Origin of the sequence: Phyllobacterium sophorae (genome assembly GCF_003010965.1) — a bacterium.
GTDB classification, from domain to species: Bacteria; Pseudomonadota; Alphaproteobacteria; order Rhizobiales; family Rhizobiaceae; genus Phyllobacterium; species Phyllobacterium sophorae.
In genome coordinates this window covers 229571-245210 of sequence record NZ_PGGM01000002.1, presented here as the reverse complement: position 1 = coordinate 245210, position 15640 = coordinate 229571, and the positions used below count along the sequence as shown (strand labels likewise).

13 protein-coding genes and 1 riboswitch are annotated in these 15640 nt (G+C 56.6%); of the genes, 7 read left to right on the top strand and 6 right to left on the bottom strand.

Going from position 1 to position 15640, the window contains the following annotated elements; all coding sequences use genetic code 11:
- Positions 1-4: 4 nt before the first annotated feature.
- The 3 genes from CU103_RS05090 to CU103_RS05080 form a co-directional block, all read right to left on the bottom strand.
- Complete coding sequence (locus CU103_RS05090; RefSeq protein WP_106662856.1) at positions 5-736, bottom strand: CbtA family protein; 732 nt, start codon at positions 734-736, stop codon at positions 5-7.
- Positions 737-859: 123 nt separating this feature from the next.
- Positions 860-1039, bottom strand: coding sequence for a CbtB domain-containing protein (locus tag CU103_RS05085; RefSeq protein WP_099998476.1), 180 nt, complete (start codon positions 1037-1039; stop codon positions 860-862).
- 50 nt (positions 1040-1089) lie between these two features.
- Positions 1090-1324: riboswitch (cobalamin riboswitch) on the bottom strand.
- A gap of 57 nt (positions 1325-1381) precedes the next feature.
- On the bottom strand, positions 1382-2842 hold the full coding sequence (locus CU103_RS05080) for a cobyric acid synthase (protein WP_106662855.1): 1461 nt from the start codon (positions 2840-2842) through the stop codon (positions 1382-1384).
- Positions 2843-2952: 110 nt separating this feature from the next.
- On the opposite strand from CU103_RS05080, the gene CU103_RS05075 reads away from it, so the two are divergent.
- Both CU103_RS05075 and mmsB read left to right on the top strand, forming a co-directional pair.
- Entirely contained in the window at positions 2953-4119 is a 1167-nt protein-coding gene (locus tag CU103_RS05075) for an isobutyryl-CoA dehydrogenase (RefSeq protein WP_106662854.1), read from the top strand.
- An 8-nt stretch (positions 4120-4127) separates the two neighbouring features.
- The gene (gene mmsB / locus CU103_RS05070; protein WP_342588893.1) at positions 4128-5039 is read left to right on the top strand and encodes a 3-hydroxyisobutyrate dehydrogenase; all 912 of its coding nucleotides are present in this window, start codon (positions 4128-4130) and stop codon (positions 5037-5039) included.
- Between the two features lie 328 nt (positions 5040-5367).
- On the opposite strand, the gene CU103_RS31295 is transcribed toward mmsB, so the two are convergent.
- On the bottom strand, positions 5368-5505 hold the full coding sequence (locus CU103_RS31295; RefSeq protein WP_162707059.1) for a hypothetical protein: 138 nt from the start codon (positions 5503-5505) through the stop codon (positions 5368-5370).
- A 510-nt stretch (positions 5506-6015) separates the two neighbouring features.
- On the opposite strand from CU103_RS31295, the gene CU103_RS05065 reads away from it, so the two are divergent.
- The 5 genes from CU103_RS05065 to CU103_RS05045 all read left to right on the top strand — a co-directional run bounded on the left by CU103_RS05065 (position 6016) and on the right by CU103_RS05045 (position 13612).
- Positions 6016-7017: an ABC transporter substrate-binding protein gene (locus tag CU103_RS05065; protein WP_106662852.1), complete on the top strand. Its 1002-nt coding sequence runs from the start codon at positions 6016-6018 to the stop codon at positions 7015-7017.
- 127 nt (positions 7018-7144) lie between these two features.
- The gene (locus tag CU103_RS05060) at positions 7145-8032 is read left to right on the top strand and encodes an ABC transporter permease (RefSeq protein ID WP_106662851.1); all 888 of its coding nucleotides are present in this window, start codon (positions 7145-7147) and stop codon (positions 8030-8032) included.
- Positions 8025-9098, top strand: coding sequence for a quaternary amine ABC transporter ATP-binding protein (locus CU103_RS05055; RefSeq protein WP_106662850.1), 1074 nt, complete (start codon positions 8025-8027; stop codon positions 9096-9098). Before CU103_RS05060 ends, CU103_RS05055 begins: the two co-directional genes overlap by 8 nt.
- A 297-nt stretch (positions 9099-9395) precedes the next feature.
- A complete protein-coding gene (locus tag CU103_RS05050; RefSeq protein WP_106662849.1) occupies positions 9396-10976 on the top strand; it encodes a trimethylamine methyltransferase family protein in 1581 nt (526 codons plus the stop codon).
- Between the two features lie 59 nt (positions 10977-11035).
- Entirely contained in the window at positions 11036-13612 is a 2577-nt protein-coding gene (locus CU103_RS05045) for a GcvT family protein (RefSeq protein ID WP_106662848.1), read from the top strand.
- Here the strand turns inward: CU103_RS05045 and CU103_RS05040 are convergent.
- Both CU103_RS05040 and CU103_RS05035 read right to left on the bottom strand, forming a co-directional pair.
- The gene (locus tag CU103_RS05040; protein ID WP_106662847.1) at positions 13589-14356 is read right to left on the bottom strand and encodes a phosphate/phosphite/phosphonate ABC transporter substrate-binding protein; all 768 of its coding nucleotides are present in this window, start codon (positions 14354-14356) and stop codon (positions 13589-13591) included. The two genes, CU103_RS05045 and CU103_RS05040, sit on opposite strands and share 24 nt — an antisense overlap.
- 144 nt (positions 14357-14500) lie before the next feature.
- Positions 14501-15541 (bottom strand): fatty acid desaturase, encoded by a 1041-nt coding sequence (locus tag CU103_RS05035; protein WP_162707058.1) that lies wholly within the window; start codon positions 15539-15541, stop codon positions 14501-14503.
- Between the last annotated feature and the right edge of the window lie 99 nt (positions 15542-15640).

Below are 15640 nucleotides of genomic sequence, written 5' to 3'. Positions count from 1 at the left end.
ATCATCAGGCATCCAGCTCCGATGCCGCATAGTGCTGAATGGCCCAGCCCAGCGCCGTTCCAAGCACAACCCAGAAAAACAGGTTGGTCGCCAGCGTTGATACAGCAAATTCCGACGCGAGCGTAGGTGGCACGGGTGACGAAAGATCTTCTGCTTCCGGTGCACCATAGACATGCGGCGCAACGATCAGCGCAACACCCAGGACCTTGGCCCAAACCTCCTCGCGAAGGACGAGGAGATAGACGCCGCCTGCTGTGAGAAAGACGGTGACAAGCCACCAGGCCTGCCGCGCGGCGAGATCGGGGGCAGGCATTGCCGGCAATTCCGGCGCAAGGCTGAATGCGGGTGCGAAATTGAAGATGAAGAAGCCTGCGAGACCCCAGTAAATCCCGTTCTGCAGTGTAATCTTCCTGCCAAGAATAAGCGCTGCAGCACCTGTGACGAGCGCAAAGCCTGCACCGGCAACCAGGTTGATCAGCAGTGTATTGCCGAGTCGTCCAAATGGAAGCTCAGGTCCCGCCTCCTCTTCTTCGTGCGCATGCGGAGCGACGGCAGCCGGTGCGCTTTCCGCCGTGGTCGCCGCAGCAGTGTCATGGCTATGTTCGTGTCCGCCGGCATTTTCATATTCCTCGGCGTGAAGAATGAGCGGAACAACCCGCACATACATGGCCGGCGTCAAAAGGATACCAGCCAACAAACCAGCTACGATCGTAGCCAGAAGATATTTTACCAACATGAGATCTGCTCCCAATCCCTAAAGCAAGATGCCGGGTACGCAAAAACGTCCCGGGCAAACAAACCGTATTTTTCAATGCGTAAGCGCTGGCGGCTGAATCAGTCTATCCAGCCGTTATCAGCCTTAGTGGCAAGGGAATCCGTATGAATGGCGCGTGTCATGCGCTGTGTCATGCAGCGTTTCGGAATGGGACAGGCCGACGCCATAAATTATGAACACGCCGAGCATCAGCGAAAAAACCGCCGTTGTCAGACGCGTAGCGAGGGGGAGCGAAATCGTAGTCGAAGTACGTGCAGCAGCCATAACAACCTCCGTGTAGGGCCTTGAAGGGACAATCCCCTTCGGTTTTCGGCACTATTGCCCTATGACTGGCAGGTCTCCTGGCTCGCGGGTCGCAAGATCAATGCCGCCTTCCCGGTTTCCCAGTGGCTGCCGTCGGCTTTCGCTTCTGGCACTGACATTGACCCTCGCCGCTCTACAGTCGCGGGGTCGGCTGCGGTTAGGCCGCCCTGATGGGTACGGCCGTCACATTCCCTTTTGATCCCTTGGCCTTTGGCCGATGCGGGAACCAATCATGGGTTGAACGTTATTCATCAAGCGCCAGAAATGTCAAACGAATCTGCGACATCAACGCCGCCTGCCGCGTCATCGCTGCGATTTTGCCTTCAACAATGCGTCAATATCGAGAACTTCAGCCAGTTGGCCGGCTATCGAATCGAGGGCCGCATCCACTCTGGCGCGATAGTCAAATGACTCGGCCGCAATTCCCATGGATCGTAACAATGCCGCTCTGAAGTCATCCGCCCCGAATATCCCATGCAGATAAGTACCAAAGACTTTGCCGTCCACGGACGCAGCACCGTCTGCAGTGCCATTGATGCGCGCTGTCGGACGCTCGCAGTCCGGGCCCGTCGTTCTACCGAGATGGATTTCATAGCCCTGCAAGGGAAGATCGAATTGCAATGAATGCGCCTCGACGTTGCGCACAGTCTTTTCCGGTTCCATCACCGTGTCGATATCAAGATGGCCCAGCCCTTCGGCTTCCGTGACACCGCCTTCGATTCCCTCGGGATCGCGAACGGTCCGGCCGAGCATCTGATAGCCACCGCAAATGCCGATGATGTGGCCGCCGCGCCGCCTGTGCATGTCGAGATCGCGGTCCCAGCCATTTTCCCGGAAGCGCAACAGATCGCCAATCGTCGACTTTGAACCCGGTATGATTACCAGTCCTGCGTCCGCTGGCAACCTTTCGCCGCTGCGGACCATCACGACGTCCACCTGCGGTTCCGCCATCAGCGGATCCAGATCGTCAAAATTGGCAATGCGATCGAGAACGGGGACTGCGATCCTCAGCGCCCGCCCCTCACCCTTGACCAGCCGCTCCAGGACGACAGAGTCTTCCGCAGGCAAATGGGAGGCATCCCTTAACCACGGGACAACGCCGAATGACGGCCAGCCGGTGAATTGGGTTATCGATTTCAGCCCCTCGTCGAAAAGGGAAACGTCGCCGCGAAACTTGTTGATGATGTAGCCGATGATCATATCGCGATCTTCAGGCTGAAGGATCGCGTGCGTGCCAACGATCGACGCGATCACGCCACCCCGGTCGATATCGCCAACCAGAACGACTGGCACGTTGGCCCGCGTGGCGAAGCCCATATTGGCAATATCACCGGCACGCAGGTTGATTTCCGCAGGTGAGCCCGCCCCCTCCACGATTACCAGATCGGCGCCATCGCAAACAACATTCCACGACGCCATCACCGCATCGAGCAGCTGCGCCTTGAATTTCTGATAATCCCTGCCCTTGGCCTGTCCCCAGACCTTGCCCTGAACGATGATCTGACTGCCGGTTTCCGATTGCGGTTTCAGCAGCACCGGATTCATGTGCACCGAGGATGGCACGCCACAGGCAAGTGCCTGCAGCCACTGCGCCCGGCCGATCTCGCCGCCGTCGTCGCTGACAGCAGCATTGTTCGACATATTCTGCGGTTTGAACGGACGCACGTTCAGCCCGCGATTGCGCGCAAGCCGGCAAAGCCCGGCCACCAGGACGGATTTACCAACGTCAGAGCCGGTTCCTTGCAACATGATTGCGCGTGTCATGCGCTTTGAGTAGCGGATATGTCTTTCTCTTCCTAGCCCCACCGAAGACGTTGCACGGCTTGGAGCATGGGATAGAGTGGGGAACAACTAAGAATAAAGGGAGGTTAGCCATGGATAGCAGCGTGGAATCCGCGTCGGGCCAGTTTGAACTCAACGAGGATCAATTGGCTATCCAGGACATGGCACGGGCTTTTGCAGCAGACCGCGTAGCGCCCAATGCACTCGCCTGGGATCGTGACAAGCATTTTCCGGCAGATGTCATTCGGGAAACCGGGCCGCTCGGCATGGGTGGCATTTATGTGCGCGAGGATGTGGGTGGCTCCGGGCTGAAACGACTGGATGCAGTGCTGATCTTCGAGGCGCTATCAGCCGCATGCCCGGCATTCTCGGCGTTCATATCGATTCACAATATGGGAACATGGATGATCGATCTTTTCGGCAATGAAGAGCAGCGTCAGCGCTTCGTGCCGCGATTGACATCCATGGAATGGCTGGCGAGTTACTGCCTGACCGAGCCAAATTCAGGTTCCGACGCTGCCGCACTCAAGACACGCGCCGTGCGTGACGGCGATCATTATGTGCTGAACGGCGCCAAGCAGTTTATTTCCGGCGCGGGCGATTCGGACGTTTACGTCACTATGGTACGGACCGGCGAGGATGGACCGAAGGGAATCTCCGCATTGGTTGTTCCAAAGGACTCGCCCGGCCTGTCATTTGGCGCCAACGAATACAAGATGGGCTGGAACATGCAATCGACCAGGCAGGTCATCTTCGACAATTGTCGCGTTCCGGTAGCAAACCGGCTTGGCGAGGAAGGCGACGGTTTCCGCATAGCAATGGGCGGGCTCGATGGCGGACGCTTGAATATCGCCGCCTGTTCGCTCGGTGGCGCGCAGTCCGCACTCGACAAGGCGATTACTTATGCGGCTGAGCGCAAGGCATTCGGCAAGGCGATCAACCAGTTCCAGGCCTTGCAGTTCAAGCTCGCCGACATGGAGACCGAGCTTTCCGCCGCGCGGATGCTGCTCTATACCGCCGCGTCGAAGCTCGACCACAAGACACATGACGCCTCGAAATGGTCGGCAATGGCCAAGCGATTTGTCACCGATACCGGGTTCAACGTCGCCAATGACGCACTGCAAATCCATGGAGGCTATGGCTACCTGCACGACTATGGCATCGAAAAAATCGTCCGCGATCTGCGTGTTCACCAGATTCTGGAAGGCACCAACGAAATAATGCGGGTCATCATCGCCCGGCATATGACGGGCCGTTAAACAAAATTATATCAGGGAGAAACGTTGCGATGACAACAGTCGCTTTTATCGGTCTTGGACATATGGGCAATCCAATGGCCGCCAATCTTGTGAAAGCCGGACACACGGTTCTTGGCTTTGACCTGTTGCCAGAAAACCTGGATACGGCCAAAGGCAACGGCGTAACAATCGCCGCCAACGCCGAGGCTGCTGTCGCCGACGCCGAGGTCGTCATTACCATGCTACCGGCGGGAAAACACGTGCTGTCGGTTTATGAATCCGTTGTCAAGACCGCGAAAAATGGCGCGCTTTTCATCGATTCCTCGACAATTGACGTCGATTCGGCGCGCAAGGCTCATGATATCGCGCAAAAGAATGGCTTGCTGTCGGTAGATGCCCCCGTATCCGGCGGCATTGGCGGCGCCGCGGCCGGTACCTTGACCTTCATGGTCGGCGGCAGCACAGAGGCATTCGTCAAGGCCGAACCCGTCCTGAAGCAGATGGGAGCCAGAATTGTCCACTGCGGCGAAGCGGGCAACGGTCAGGCAGCGAAAATCTGCAACAACATGATCCTCGGCATTTCGATGATCGGGGTCAGCGAGGCTTTCGCACTCGCGGAAAAGCTTGGCCTTTCGCATCAGGCCCTCTTCGATGTTGCCTCCACCTCCTCCGGTCAATGCTGGTCGCTGACCACCTATTGCCCGGTACCTGGACCTGTACCGGCCTCCCCTGCCAACAATGGCTACAAGCCCGGTTTTGCCGCGGCGCTGATGTTGAAAGATCTGAAACTTTCGCAGGAAGCCGCCAACAGTGTTGGCGCAGCGACACCGCTTGGTGCGCATGCCGAGGAGATTTATGCGCAGTTTGGTGCGGCGGGTAATGAAGGTTCTGATTTTTCAGGCATCATCAATTATTTGCGTGATGCAAAGCGCCAAGGCTGATTATCACAAAGAAACGCCCGGAAAGTTCCAGAATTTAGATTTGATTAAGTTCTCGATAACCTCGCGGTAACGATGTCCGGTTAAAACTTTACAGGTGAGCAGACCAAGACCCTGCTCCCTGCTCCGGATCAGGTACTGCGTACCGGAGTCGTTATTTCTGCCAGGGTATCGTTCGGCGGAAAGCCATGCGTAATTTGGCAAAAAACCGCACTGTTCCATCACGGACAGGGCGGTTTTTTGATATGGACGCTATAGATCAGCCTGCATAGAAAAACCGCTACCTTTTTTGAAGGCAGCGGTTCTCGAGTTGAACGGCCTTAGCCGTAAATCAGCCGGCCGAACGGGTCCAGATGAAGGACAGCGCAGAGCCAATGCCGCTCTTCGCGTTGCCGGAAGGCGCGTTACGCTTTTCGGTGGCATTCCACGAAATGTGTACGCGGTTGTTGCGGTTAAAAATATAGAGCATTTCTGCACCTCGATGAGTAAACTGTTGTTGCCACTCAAATGCGCTCTTTGCCTAATGTTTGATCAGGAAATTTCGCCACAGCGTGTCGCATTTACAGTAATCACGCATGCAAATTTGCATGGCAGGTATGCCAAAGCCACTTGTCTGCCTTAACACCTTGGGCAGTTTGGCTAAAAAAGTATGCTCGCCTTGGCGTGACGCTAATGGAAAAGCCATATTCAGCGCCGCTGCCACCATGTACGACAGGAAAAATTGCCTAAAACGTTGATCTTTCGTTTGTTCGTTTGTTACGATGCGTCGATGACAATGTACCGTCTGACATCGCATTCATATTCCCGGCGTCGTTATATCGATAGGCGTTGTCGCGATATACCGCATTTATTCAATGAAACCATTGCATTCTGCCGGGATAAAGATGCCAAATGGCACATAGGCGAACGACTGGGTAAGGCAGTACCAAGTTAGAATTCGTTTTCGGGTGAACTGTCAAATGAGTGGGAGATAAAGAACATGAAGAAGCTGCTCGCTTCAACTATATTGGCCGCTGGTCTGTTCGGTTATGCCGGATCGGCATCAGCGGCTGAATGCGGTACAGTTACAATCGCCAACATGAACTGGCAGTCGGCAGAAGCCCTTGCCAATCTCGACAAGATCATCCTTAGCGAAGGCTATGGTTGCGATGCCGAACTCGTTGCGGGTGATACAGTCCCGACGTTTACATCAATGATTGAGAAAGGTCAGCCGGACATCGCGCCGGAGGGCTGGCTCAACACCGTTCGCGACCAGCTGGAAAAGGCGGTCAAGGAAGAAAAGCTAGTCTATGCCGCGCCTGCGATCACCGAAGGCGGTACGGAAAGCTGGTGGATTCCCAAATATTTCGCTGATGAGCATCCTGAAATCAAGACGATCGCCGATGCCATGAAACATCCGGAGCTGTTTCCCTCGCCGGAAGATCCGAAGAAGGGCGCGGTCTTTAACTGTCCATCGGGTTGGGCCTGCCAGATTACGACGACCAATTTTTTCAAAGCCTATGAAGGCGAAAAAAATGGCTTCACACTCGTCGACACAGGATCTGCTGCCGGCCTCGATGGTTCGATTGCAAAGGCGTATGAGCGCAAGGATCCCTGGCTGGGCTATTATTGGGGTCCCACGGCCATTCTCGGCAAGTATCCCATGGTCAAGCTCGAGAACGGCGTACCGTTTGACGAAGCGGAATGGAAACGATGCACTGTCGTTGCCGACTGCCCGGATCCAAAACCCAATGGTTGGGCAATCTCTGATATTTATACGGTTGTTACAAAGAAGTTCGCCGACTCTTCGGGTCCAGCGTTCGACTATCTGAAAAAGCGGCAGCTTTCGACTGACGAATTCAACAAGCTGCTTGCCTGGATGGTCGACAATCAGGCGACAGGCGAAGATGGCGCTAAATACTACCTCAAGAACAATGAGGCCGTTTGGACAAAGTGGGTTTCTCCGGAAGCCGCAGATAAAGTTAAAGCGGCCATACAATAACGACAGTCAAGTACGGCGAAACAGGGCTTCGCCGTACTCCACTCTCGATAGGTTGAACGCCATCGCTTTCAACCGCTTCAGTCATTCAAGGGCGTAGCGCTGGGGATGGCTATAGAAGGGTACTGACATGGATTGGTTCTACTCATTCCCAAATATGAATGACGACACGCTGCGCAATCTGAAAAAGACATTGGATGAGGGCTTCAAGGCTTTCACCCGTCAATATGGCGATGTCATCGAATCCTTTTTCGAGCCGCTGCAGTATTTTCTTATCCAGGCCGAGCGCTTTATGACGGCGACGCCCTGGCCCATCATGATCCTCCTGATCGGTGGCATCGCCTGGATCGCCAGCCGCAACTGGAAGATCGTTGCAGGAACCGTCATCACCCTGCTCCTCATTGGCTATTTCGACATGTGGAGCGATGCGATGAAGACCATCGCCATGATTTTCGTCGGAACGGTCGTCTCCATTGTCGTCGGCATTCCCATAGGCATCGTCATGGCGCGTTCGGATAGTTTCCAGCGTCTTGTCAATCCCATTCTCGACGTGATGCAAACCATGCCGAGTTTCGTCTACCTGATCCCCGTCGTCATGCTTTTGGGTATCGGCAAGGTGCCGGGGCTGATCGCTGTAGTCATCTATGCCATTCCGCCGATGATCCGCCTGACAAATCTGGGCATCAGGCTTGTCGACAAGGACGTGCTGGAAGCAGCGGATGCTTTCGGGTCCTCCAGCTGGCAGCGTTTGAAGAATGTGCAGATACCTCTCGCCCTTCCCACGATCATGGCTGGCATCAACCAGACCATCATGATGGCTCTTGCCATGGTGGTCATCGCCTCGATGATCGGCGTTCAGGGTCTTGGCCAGCCGGTGCTGCGTTCCGTCAATGGCCAGTTCTTCTCTCTCGGACTTTTCAACGGCCTTGCCATCGTTGGCATTGCCATCATTTTCGATCGCGTTAGTCAGGCCTATGGCAAGCGTCTTCAGAAGCACCAGGAGGTGGTCCATGGCTGATCGCAACGTTCAAGGCGCCGGTATCAAGATCAAGAATCTATACAAGATTTTTGGTCAAAGACCGGACGCCTATGTCGAAGCCGTCAAGAAGGGTATGTCCAAGACGGAACTGAATGAAAAACACGGTCATGTCCTTGGCCTACGCGATATCAATATCGACATGCCGGCTGGTTGCATTCAGGTGGTCATGGGCCTTTCCGGTTCGGGAAAATCCACGCTGATCCGCCACATCAATCGTTTGATCGACCCGACGGCGGGCGAGGTCATCATTGACAACGCCGACGTCTGCAAGATGAACCAGAACGATCTGCGCCAGTTCCGCCGGCACAAGACAGCGATGGTTTTCCAGAAGTTCGCCCTGCTTCCCCATCGCACGGTGCTCGACAACACCGTTTACGGTCTGGAAATCCAGGGGCTTTCCCGGGAAAAACAGGAAGAACAGGCGCGCCGCTGGATCGCAAGAGTCGGGTTGAAAGGCTTTGAGGACCATTATCCAAATCAGCTTTCCGGTGGTATGCAGCAGCGTGTCGGCCTCGCCCGCGCGCTGACGAATGACGCTCCTATCCTGCTGATGGACGAAGCGTTTTCCGCGCTCGACCCGCTGATCCGCATGGATATGCAATCAGTGCTTCTCGATCTGCAGAAGGAAATCAAGAAGACCGTCGTTTTTATCACCCACGATCTCGACGAAGCACTGCGGCTTGGAGACCGCATCGCAATCCTGCGCGATGGCGAAGTCGTCCAGCAAGGGACTGGCCAGGACATCGTTCTGAAGCCCGCGGACGAGTACATCTCGAGCTTTGTCAAGGAAGTCAACCGCGGCCGCGTCATCATGGTCGATACCATCGCGACTCATTCGGGTGCTCCGGCTGCAACGGGAGGCGTTACGGTCAAGAGCGGGACCATCCTGGAAGAAGCTGCCAAAACCATGACCGACGCCAACCAGCAATATGCGACGGTTGTCGACGATAGTGGCAAGCCGACCGGCGTGATCAGCATGAACAGCCTGATCCAGGCCATGGTGACACCGATCAGCCACCTGACCTCCCGGGCCGCGGCGGAGTAAGCCAAGGGCCTTTGATCTCTCCCATTGAGGGAGGGATAGGATGTTCTTGAATTTGCCTCTTTGCTGAATTCTTGGAAGATCCAAGCTACTGACTGCAATCCCATCACCTGCGATTTTCAGCACTTGAGCGAAGGGCTCAAGATGCTGAAATCGCTTTCTCCCCCACAAGAAAGATAGGCGCCACTATAGCATGTCGCTTCCCTTGCGCTCGGCGTCGCTCACGCCGCGCACGCTGATTGCGCCTCTGGCGATAGTGGCAAGATCGCCCGCCATGGGTGTAAGCAAAGGGCATGAGCAATGAATGAACCTGCAGTTGAGATCGACACGAACACATCATCGCGGGATCATGGCCGGCGTGGTGGTCGGTCCCGGCCCCGCAGCGTGGAAAGCGGAGCCTTCGACCAGCCACCATTCCGCCAGCTGAAAATTCCATTCGCGCCGACAAAAATCGTTTCCGACGATGAACTGGAATCCATTCACAACGGTTCGCTGAGAGTGTTGGAGGAAATCGGCGTCGACGTTCTGCATGACGGTGCGCGTGAAATCATGAAAAGGGCTGGTGCCGATGTCACCCCTGGCACGATGCGCGTACATTTCGACAAGGACATGATCCTCGAATATGTCAGCCATGCACCATCCGAATTCACGCTGCGTGCCCGCAATCCGGCACACAATGTCCGCTTTGGCGGTAACAATTTGATTCTTGCGCAGATGGGATCGGCGCCCAATTGTTCGGATACCGACAATGGCAGACGTTCGGGCAACCAGGCGGATTTCCGCAATTTCCTGAAACTGGCGCAGATGCACAACATCATAAATGCGACCGGTGGCTATCCCGTCGAGCCAATCGACATTCACCCATCGGTTCGTCATCTGGAATGTATCCGCGATCTGGCAACGTTGACCGACAAACCGTTCCATATCTATTCGCTCGGTAAAGAACGCAATCAGGACGGCATTGAGATTGCCCGCCTCGCCCGTGGCGTCAGCCATGAACAGCTGCAGAGCGAGGCATCCTGCTACACGATCATCAATACCAATTCTCCGCTGAAGCTCGACATTCCGATGATGGAAGGCATCATACAGATGTCGGGCAACGGCCAGGTCGTCATTGTGACGCCTTTCACGCTCGCCGGCGCCATGGCCCCGGTAACGATCGCTGGTGCGCTGGTCCAGCAGAATGCAGAGGCTCTCGCTGGTATCTCCTTCACCCAGATGGTCAAGAAGGGTGCGCCCGTCGGCTATGGCGGCTTCACGTCCAATGTCGATATGAAATCCGGAGCCCCGGCCTTCGGTACGCCTGAATACATGAAAGCCCAGATGGTCGGCGGCCAGCTCGCCCGCCGGTACGGCATCCCCTACCGCACCTCGAATGTCTGCGCCGCGAACACCGTCGATGCCCAGGCTGCCTACGAATCGGTGTTCTCGCTCTGGGGCGCGATCCAGGGGGGCGCCAATTTCATGCTGCATTCCGCCGGTTGGCTCGAAGGCGGACTCTGCTGCTCCTATGAAAAGATGATCCTGGATTTCGACCTGTTGCAAATGGTGGCGGAATTCCTGACGCCGCTTGATCTGTCTGAAGACGCACTCGGCATCGATGCGATGCGCGATGTAGGTCCGGGCGGCCATTTCTTCGGCACGGCCCATACGCAATCACGTTACAAGACTGCCTTCTACGCGCCGATTATTTCAGACTGGCGCAATTATGAAACCTGGCAGGAGGCCGGTTCGCCCACGGCCATCGAACGCGCCAACCGGGTCTGGAAAGAGCGTCTGGCGACCTACCAGAAACCGGAAATCGACCCCGGGATCGAGGAGGAAATCAATGCCTTTGTCGCGAAGCGCAAGGCCGAAGGTGGCGCGCCAACTGATTTCTGACCAGTTGAATCGCATTCTCAACGAATTGAATCACATTCCCATACATGAGGCATAAGACTATGAAATCGCACGTTAAAGCAGTGGTCATTGGCGGTGGCGTTGTCGGATGCTCGGTCCTCTATCACCTTGCACGCGCCGGCTGGACCGACGTGATGCTGATCGAGCGATCGGAACTGACATCCGGCTCTTCCTGGCATGCGGCCGGCGGTTTCCATACGCTTAATGGCGATCCGAATGTTGCCAAGCTGCAGGCCTATACGGTCAGCCTCTACAAGGAGATCGAGGAGCTTTCGGGCCAGTCCTGTGGTCTGCATCTGACCGGTGGGGTCATGATGGCGGATTCACCGGAGCGTATGGATTTTCTTCGGCTTGCCCATGCTCGCGGCCGCTATCTCGGCATGGACACCGAACTGATAACGCCATCCGAGGCGAAGGCCATGTTCCCCCTCATGGACGAGACCAATTTCGTCGGTGCCATGTGGGATCCGGTCGAGGGCCACCTTGATCCGTCGGGCACAACCCACGCCTATGCCAAGGCCGCTCGAAAGCTTGGTGCCGAAATTTCCCTGCGCAATCGTGTCGTCGAACTGACGCAGGAAACCGATGGCACCTGGAACGTCGTCACGGAGCAAGGCACCGTGAAGGCCGAGCACGTTGTCAATTGCGGCGGGCTGTGGGCGCGCGAAGTCGGCCGCATGGTCGGTTTGGAACTGCCGGTTCTCGCCATGGAACACATGTATCTCCTGACAGAGGACGTGCCGGAAGTCATGGAGTTCAACAAATCGACAGGGCGTGAACTTATCGGCGTCATGGACTTCAAGGGTGAGATCTACACGCGCCAGGAACGCAACGGCATCCTCCTCGGCACCTATGAAAAGGCTGCCAAGCCATGGTCTCCGGTCAATACGCCGTGGGATTTCGGCCATGAGCTTTTGCCGCCGGACATCGATCGTATCGCGCCTTCCCTCGAAGTCGGCTTCAAGCATTTTCCCGGCATCGAAAGGGCCGGGATCAAGCAGATCATCAACGGTCCGTTCACCTTCGCACCCGACGGCAACCCGCTGGTAGGTCCGGTACCGGGCCTCACCAATTATTGGACTGCCTGCGCCGTCATGGCCGGGTTCAGCCAGGGCGGCGGCGTAGGCCTCGCTCTCTCCAACTGGATGGTGCATGGCGAACCGGGCTTCGACGTCTGGGGCATGGATGTTGCCCGCTTCGGCGAATGGGCGACCCTGCGCTACACCAACGCCAAGGTGCGTGAGAACTATTCGCGGCGTTTCTCCATCCGCTTCCCCAACGAGGAACTGCCGGCAGGGCGTCCGCAACAGACCACGCCCCTCTACGATACGATGCTCGGCCAGAATGCTGTGATGGGCGATTCCTGGGGCCTCGAAACGCCGCTTTGGTTCGCACCCGAGGGCACTGAAGCGCGCGACATCGTATCCTACCATCGTTCCAACGACTTCGAGCATGTCGGCAATGAGGTCCGCGCCACACGGACAAGTGTCGGCATTACGGAAATCGCCAACTTCGCCAAATATGAAGTGACGGGCAGCGGCGCTGAAGCCTACCTCTCGCACCTGATGACCAATACAATGCCGAAGACGGGACGCCTCGTCCTTACCCCAATGCTCAATGAAAAGGGGAAACTGATCGGCGACTTCACCATTGCCAAGGCCGCTGATGATCGCTTTCTGATCTGGGGGTCGTCCGCCGCCCAGCGCTATCACATGCGCTGGTTTCAGAAGCATCAACCGAAGGATGGCTCAGTCCGCATTCACCGCTTCGACCAGACGCTCGTGGGCCTTGCAATTGCCGGTCCGAAAGCCCGCGACCTCCTTGCCAAACTCGTCGATGAAGATGTGTCTAACGCCGCATTCCGCTTCATGGATTTCCGCGAGATGGCCGTTGGCGGCGCTCCATGCAAGGTCAACCGCATCTCCTATACGGGCGACCTGGGTTATGAAATCTGGATGGAGCCAGCTTACCAGCGCCTCGTCTACAAGAGGATCAAGGAAGCTGGAGCCGAATACAACATCGTCGATTTCGGCATGCGCGCCCTGCTCGCCATGCGGCTTGAGAAGAACTTTCCGACTTGGTTCCGTGAGCTGCGACCGATCTACGGGCCATACGAAGGCTCGATGGACCGTTTCATCAAACTATCCAAGAATGATTTTATCGGCCGCGAAGCAGCCGCCAAGGAAAAGGCGGAATTCGACGCAGGAACCAGTACAAGACTGCGCCGTGTTTCTTTCCTGATTGACGTGCCGCATGGCGATGGCGCTGCCGATGTGATGGGCGATGAGCCGATCTGGGCAAAAACTTCAAAGGATTACGGCGTCGTGCAGGCCGGTCATGGCGTCGGCGCGCCGCGCTTTGACGCGACCGGAGAGGTCGTCGCCAACGCGGGCGACAAGGGTGCCATCCAAGGTGAGTGGCGCGTTGTCGGGTGGGTCACGTCCGGCGGCTACGCTCACTTCGTCGGCCATTCCATGGCACAGGGCTACGTGCCCGCAGAGCTTGCAACCCATGAAGATCAGGGGATGTTCGAGGTGGAGATCCTCGGTATCCGCCGTGCCGCCCGCATCACTGTCGAGCCGCCGTTTGATCCGTCAGGCGAAAAGATGCGCGGGTAGCTTTCGAGAAGAGATAAAGGGCAGGCCCTTGCGCCTGCCCGTCCAGCCAACGACAATCAACGCACTCGCCGCCTCGTCATACCGCTGCGCCAGCTCCCATGATTTGCAATCAATGGCGGCGATATCGGCGCGGCCCGTGGCAACCGTCTCAATCGAGGCGCGGTGCCCGCCGGTCTCGACAAGACCGCCGAACAGGCCAAACGTTTTGTCCTGCGCTTTCAAATCACGATGAAGCGCAAGGTAGCCGGACATCGAGTCGCGGCTGTTGAAGGCCAGCCGCTTGTGCCGCATGAGATCGATCGGGAGTCTCGCTCTCCCGTCCGCCGGGGCCGCGACCGGCTCTCCCTCGCCTCGCCGCATGACCAGCGCGCTGGAGTAAAGTTCACCATCGCCGCCCTCTATGCCTGAATAGTCGTCCTGCCCGGCGAGATGGACATGCCGGTCGAGACCCAGTTCCATCGGGCCCCAACAGCTTTGCGTTATCAGCAAATCCGGATGGCGCCACATCGTCGGCAGATCGAGCTCGTCGGGGGGAAGCGTCGCCGGGTCAGGCGCGATGACATTGCCCGCAGCATCCTTGATACCGCCGGGGACCGCCGGAAGATCGGCATTGCGCCGTATCAGATATTCAGGTGCGTCATATCCGTTTGAGCGAAGGATAGCGCGCATGCTTATCCACTGCGCGTCCACTTCGGCGCGCCGTTCGGGCAGATCGTACATCGGCAGAGCCGCAACAAAGGTCATGTTCTACACTTAAGGTCTAGTGGACTCAGATGAGGGCGAGCCGAAAATGGTGGTTTTCGAGCACCGGAGCGCAGCGTACATTGAGTACGTGAGCATCGGAAGCGTAGAAAAACGCCATTTGCAGGCCGCCTCGACCTGAGTGTCCTACTCTTTAGGCGGCTCGGCGGGAATGGGAAGTGTAGAGCCGCCCTGCAAACTGATGCCGTGGCGGCGCGGACGGAAAGCGCGTCCAGGTGCCGGTTCGCGCCGCAGAACGGGGTGAACCACTTCCTGCTTCTTGCGGAAAGCGTAAGCCCGCAAGATCTCGAAATAGTTGCGGAAGACATAGCCGCCATTCATGCGCTGCCACTCCTCGCGCTGCTCGCGGTAAAGTTGTGGCAGATCATACCACGGCGCCGTTGGACGCTTGTGATGGACGAAATGCAGATTGTTGTTGAGGAATATAAGCGCCAAAGGCGATTTTTCGACAATGACGGTCCGCCCGTCCGGACGTTCCGACCATTGATGCTCACAATAGCTGCGGATCGAGATGATCGACAACCCCCAATAAACAGCCGTCAGCGCATAGAGCCAGAGCGGGATGCCGAATACGAACCACACCGTCGCCAGCATCGGAACAAGACCCAGTCCATGCAGCACCCAGGCGGTGCGGGTCTTGTCATCGCCCCCAACAACCAATCTTGTCTCGTTGACAACAAAGCCGACGACCATCAGCGCCGGTCCAATAACGATCCGGCCCACAAGGGAATTGTTCCAGCCGAGCAATGCCCTGACGAACGAAGGCAGCTTCTCCCAATCACCCAAAGCCCGATAATAGCTCTCAGGGTCGTCATAGGGATCTGTCAGCCGTTCGTCCGCATGGTGTTTCAGATGCAAGTGCTTGTAACGCCGATAGGGAAAGACAAGGCCTATCGGCAGCGAGACAAGAATTTCATTGATCATGCCGTTACGTGTCGGATGGCCGTGCAATACTTCATGTTGCAAGGACGAATGGAATGCCACTGAAACCGCCATCAGGGCCAAAGCCAGGATCGGCATGACGGGATAAATGTAATAGCCGGCGGTTAACCAAAGCCCGTAGCAGACGATCATGAGACCGATGGTTGGCCATTCAATGCCAAGGCGCTTTCGCCGGGGCTGGTATGCAGTTGTTTCCGTATGTCTTTCTGATTCCATGTTTTTCATGGTCTCATTGTCAGGAGTTGTCAGCAATGCGATTATTGTGAGAAAGTGTTGATTATGCGCACCAAATGAAGCATATGTTGTACTTAGTAAACAATGCGG

Bases quoted from the DNA above. Each gene is read 5' to 3' on its own strand.
- CU103_RS05090 (WP_106662856.1), bottom strand. From the start codon at position 736: ATGTTGGTAAAATATCTTCTGGCTACGATCGTAGCTGGTTTGTTGGCT.
- CU103_RS05085 (WP_099998476.1), bottom strand. From the start codon at position 1,039: ATGGCTGCTGCACGTACTTCGACTACGATTTCGCTCCCCCTCGCTACG.
- CU103_RS05080 (WP_106662855.1), bottom strand. From the start codon at position 2,842: ATGACACGCGCAATCATGTTGCAAGGAACCGGCTCTGACGTTGGTAAA.
- CU103_RS05075 (WP_106662854.1), top strand. From the start codon at position 2,953: ATGGATAGCAGCGTGGAATCCGCGTCGGGCCAGTTTGAACTCAACGAG.
- CU103_RS31295 (WP_162707059.1), bottom strand. From the start codon at position 5,505: ATGCTCTATATTTTTAACCGCAACAACCGCGTACACATTTCGTGGAAT.
- CU103_RS05065 (WP_106662852.1), top strand. From the start codon at position 6,016: ATGAAGAAGCTGCTCGCTTCAACTATATTGGCCGCTGGTCTGTTCGGT.
- CU103_RS05060 (WP_106662851.1), top strand. From the start codon at position 7,145: ATGGATTGGTTCTACTCATTCCCAAATATGAATGACGACACGCTGCGC.
- CU103_RS05055 (WP_106662850.1), top strand. From the start codon at position 8,025: ATGGCTGATCGCAACGTTCAAGGCGCCGGTATCAAGATCAAGAATCTA.
- CU103_RS05050 (WP_106662849.1), top strand. From the start codon at position 9,396: ATGAATGAACCTGCAGTTGAGATCGACACGAACACATCATCGCGGGAT.
- CU103_RS05045 (WP_106662848.1), top strand. From the start codon at position 11,036: ATGAAATCGCACGTTAAAGCAGTGGTCATTGGCGGTGGCGTTGTCGGA.
- CU103_RS05040 (WP_106662847.1), bottom strand. From the start codon at position 14,356: ATGACCTTTGTTGCGGCTCTGCCGATGTACGATCTGCCCGAACGGCGC.
- CU103_RS05035 (WP_162707058.1), bottom strand. From the start codon at position 15,541: ATGAAAAACATGGAATCAGAAAGACATACGGAAACAACTGCATACCAG.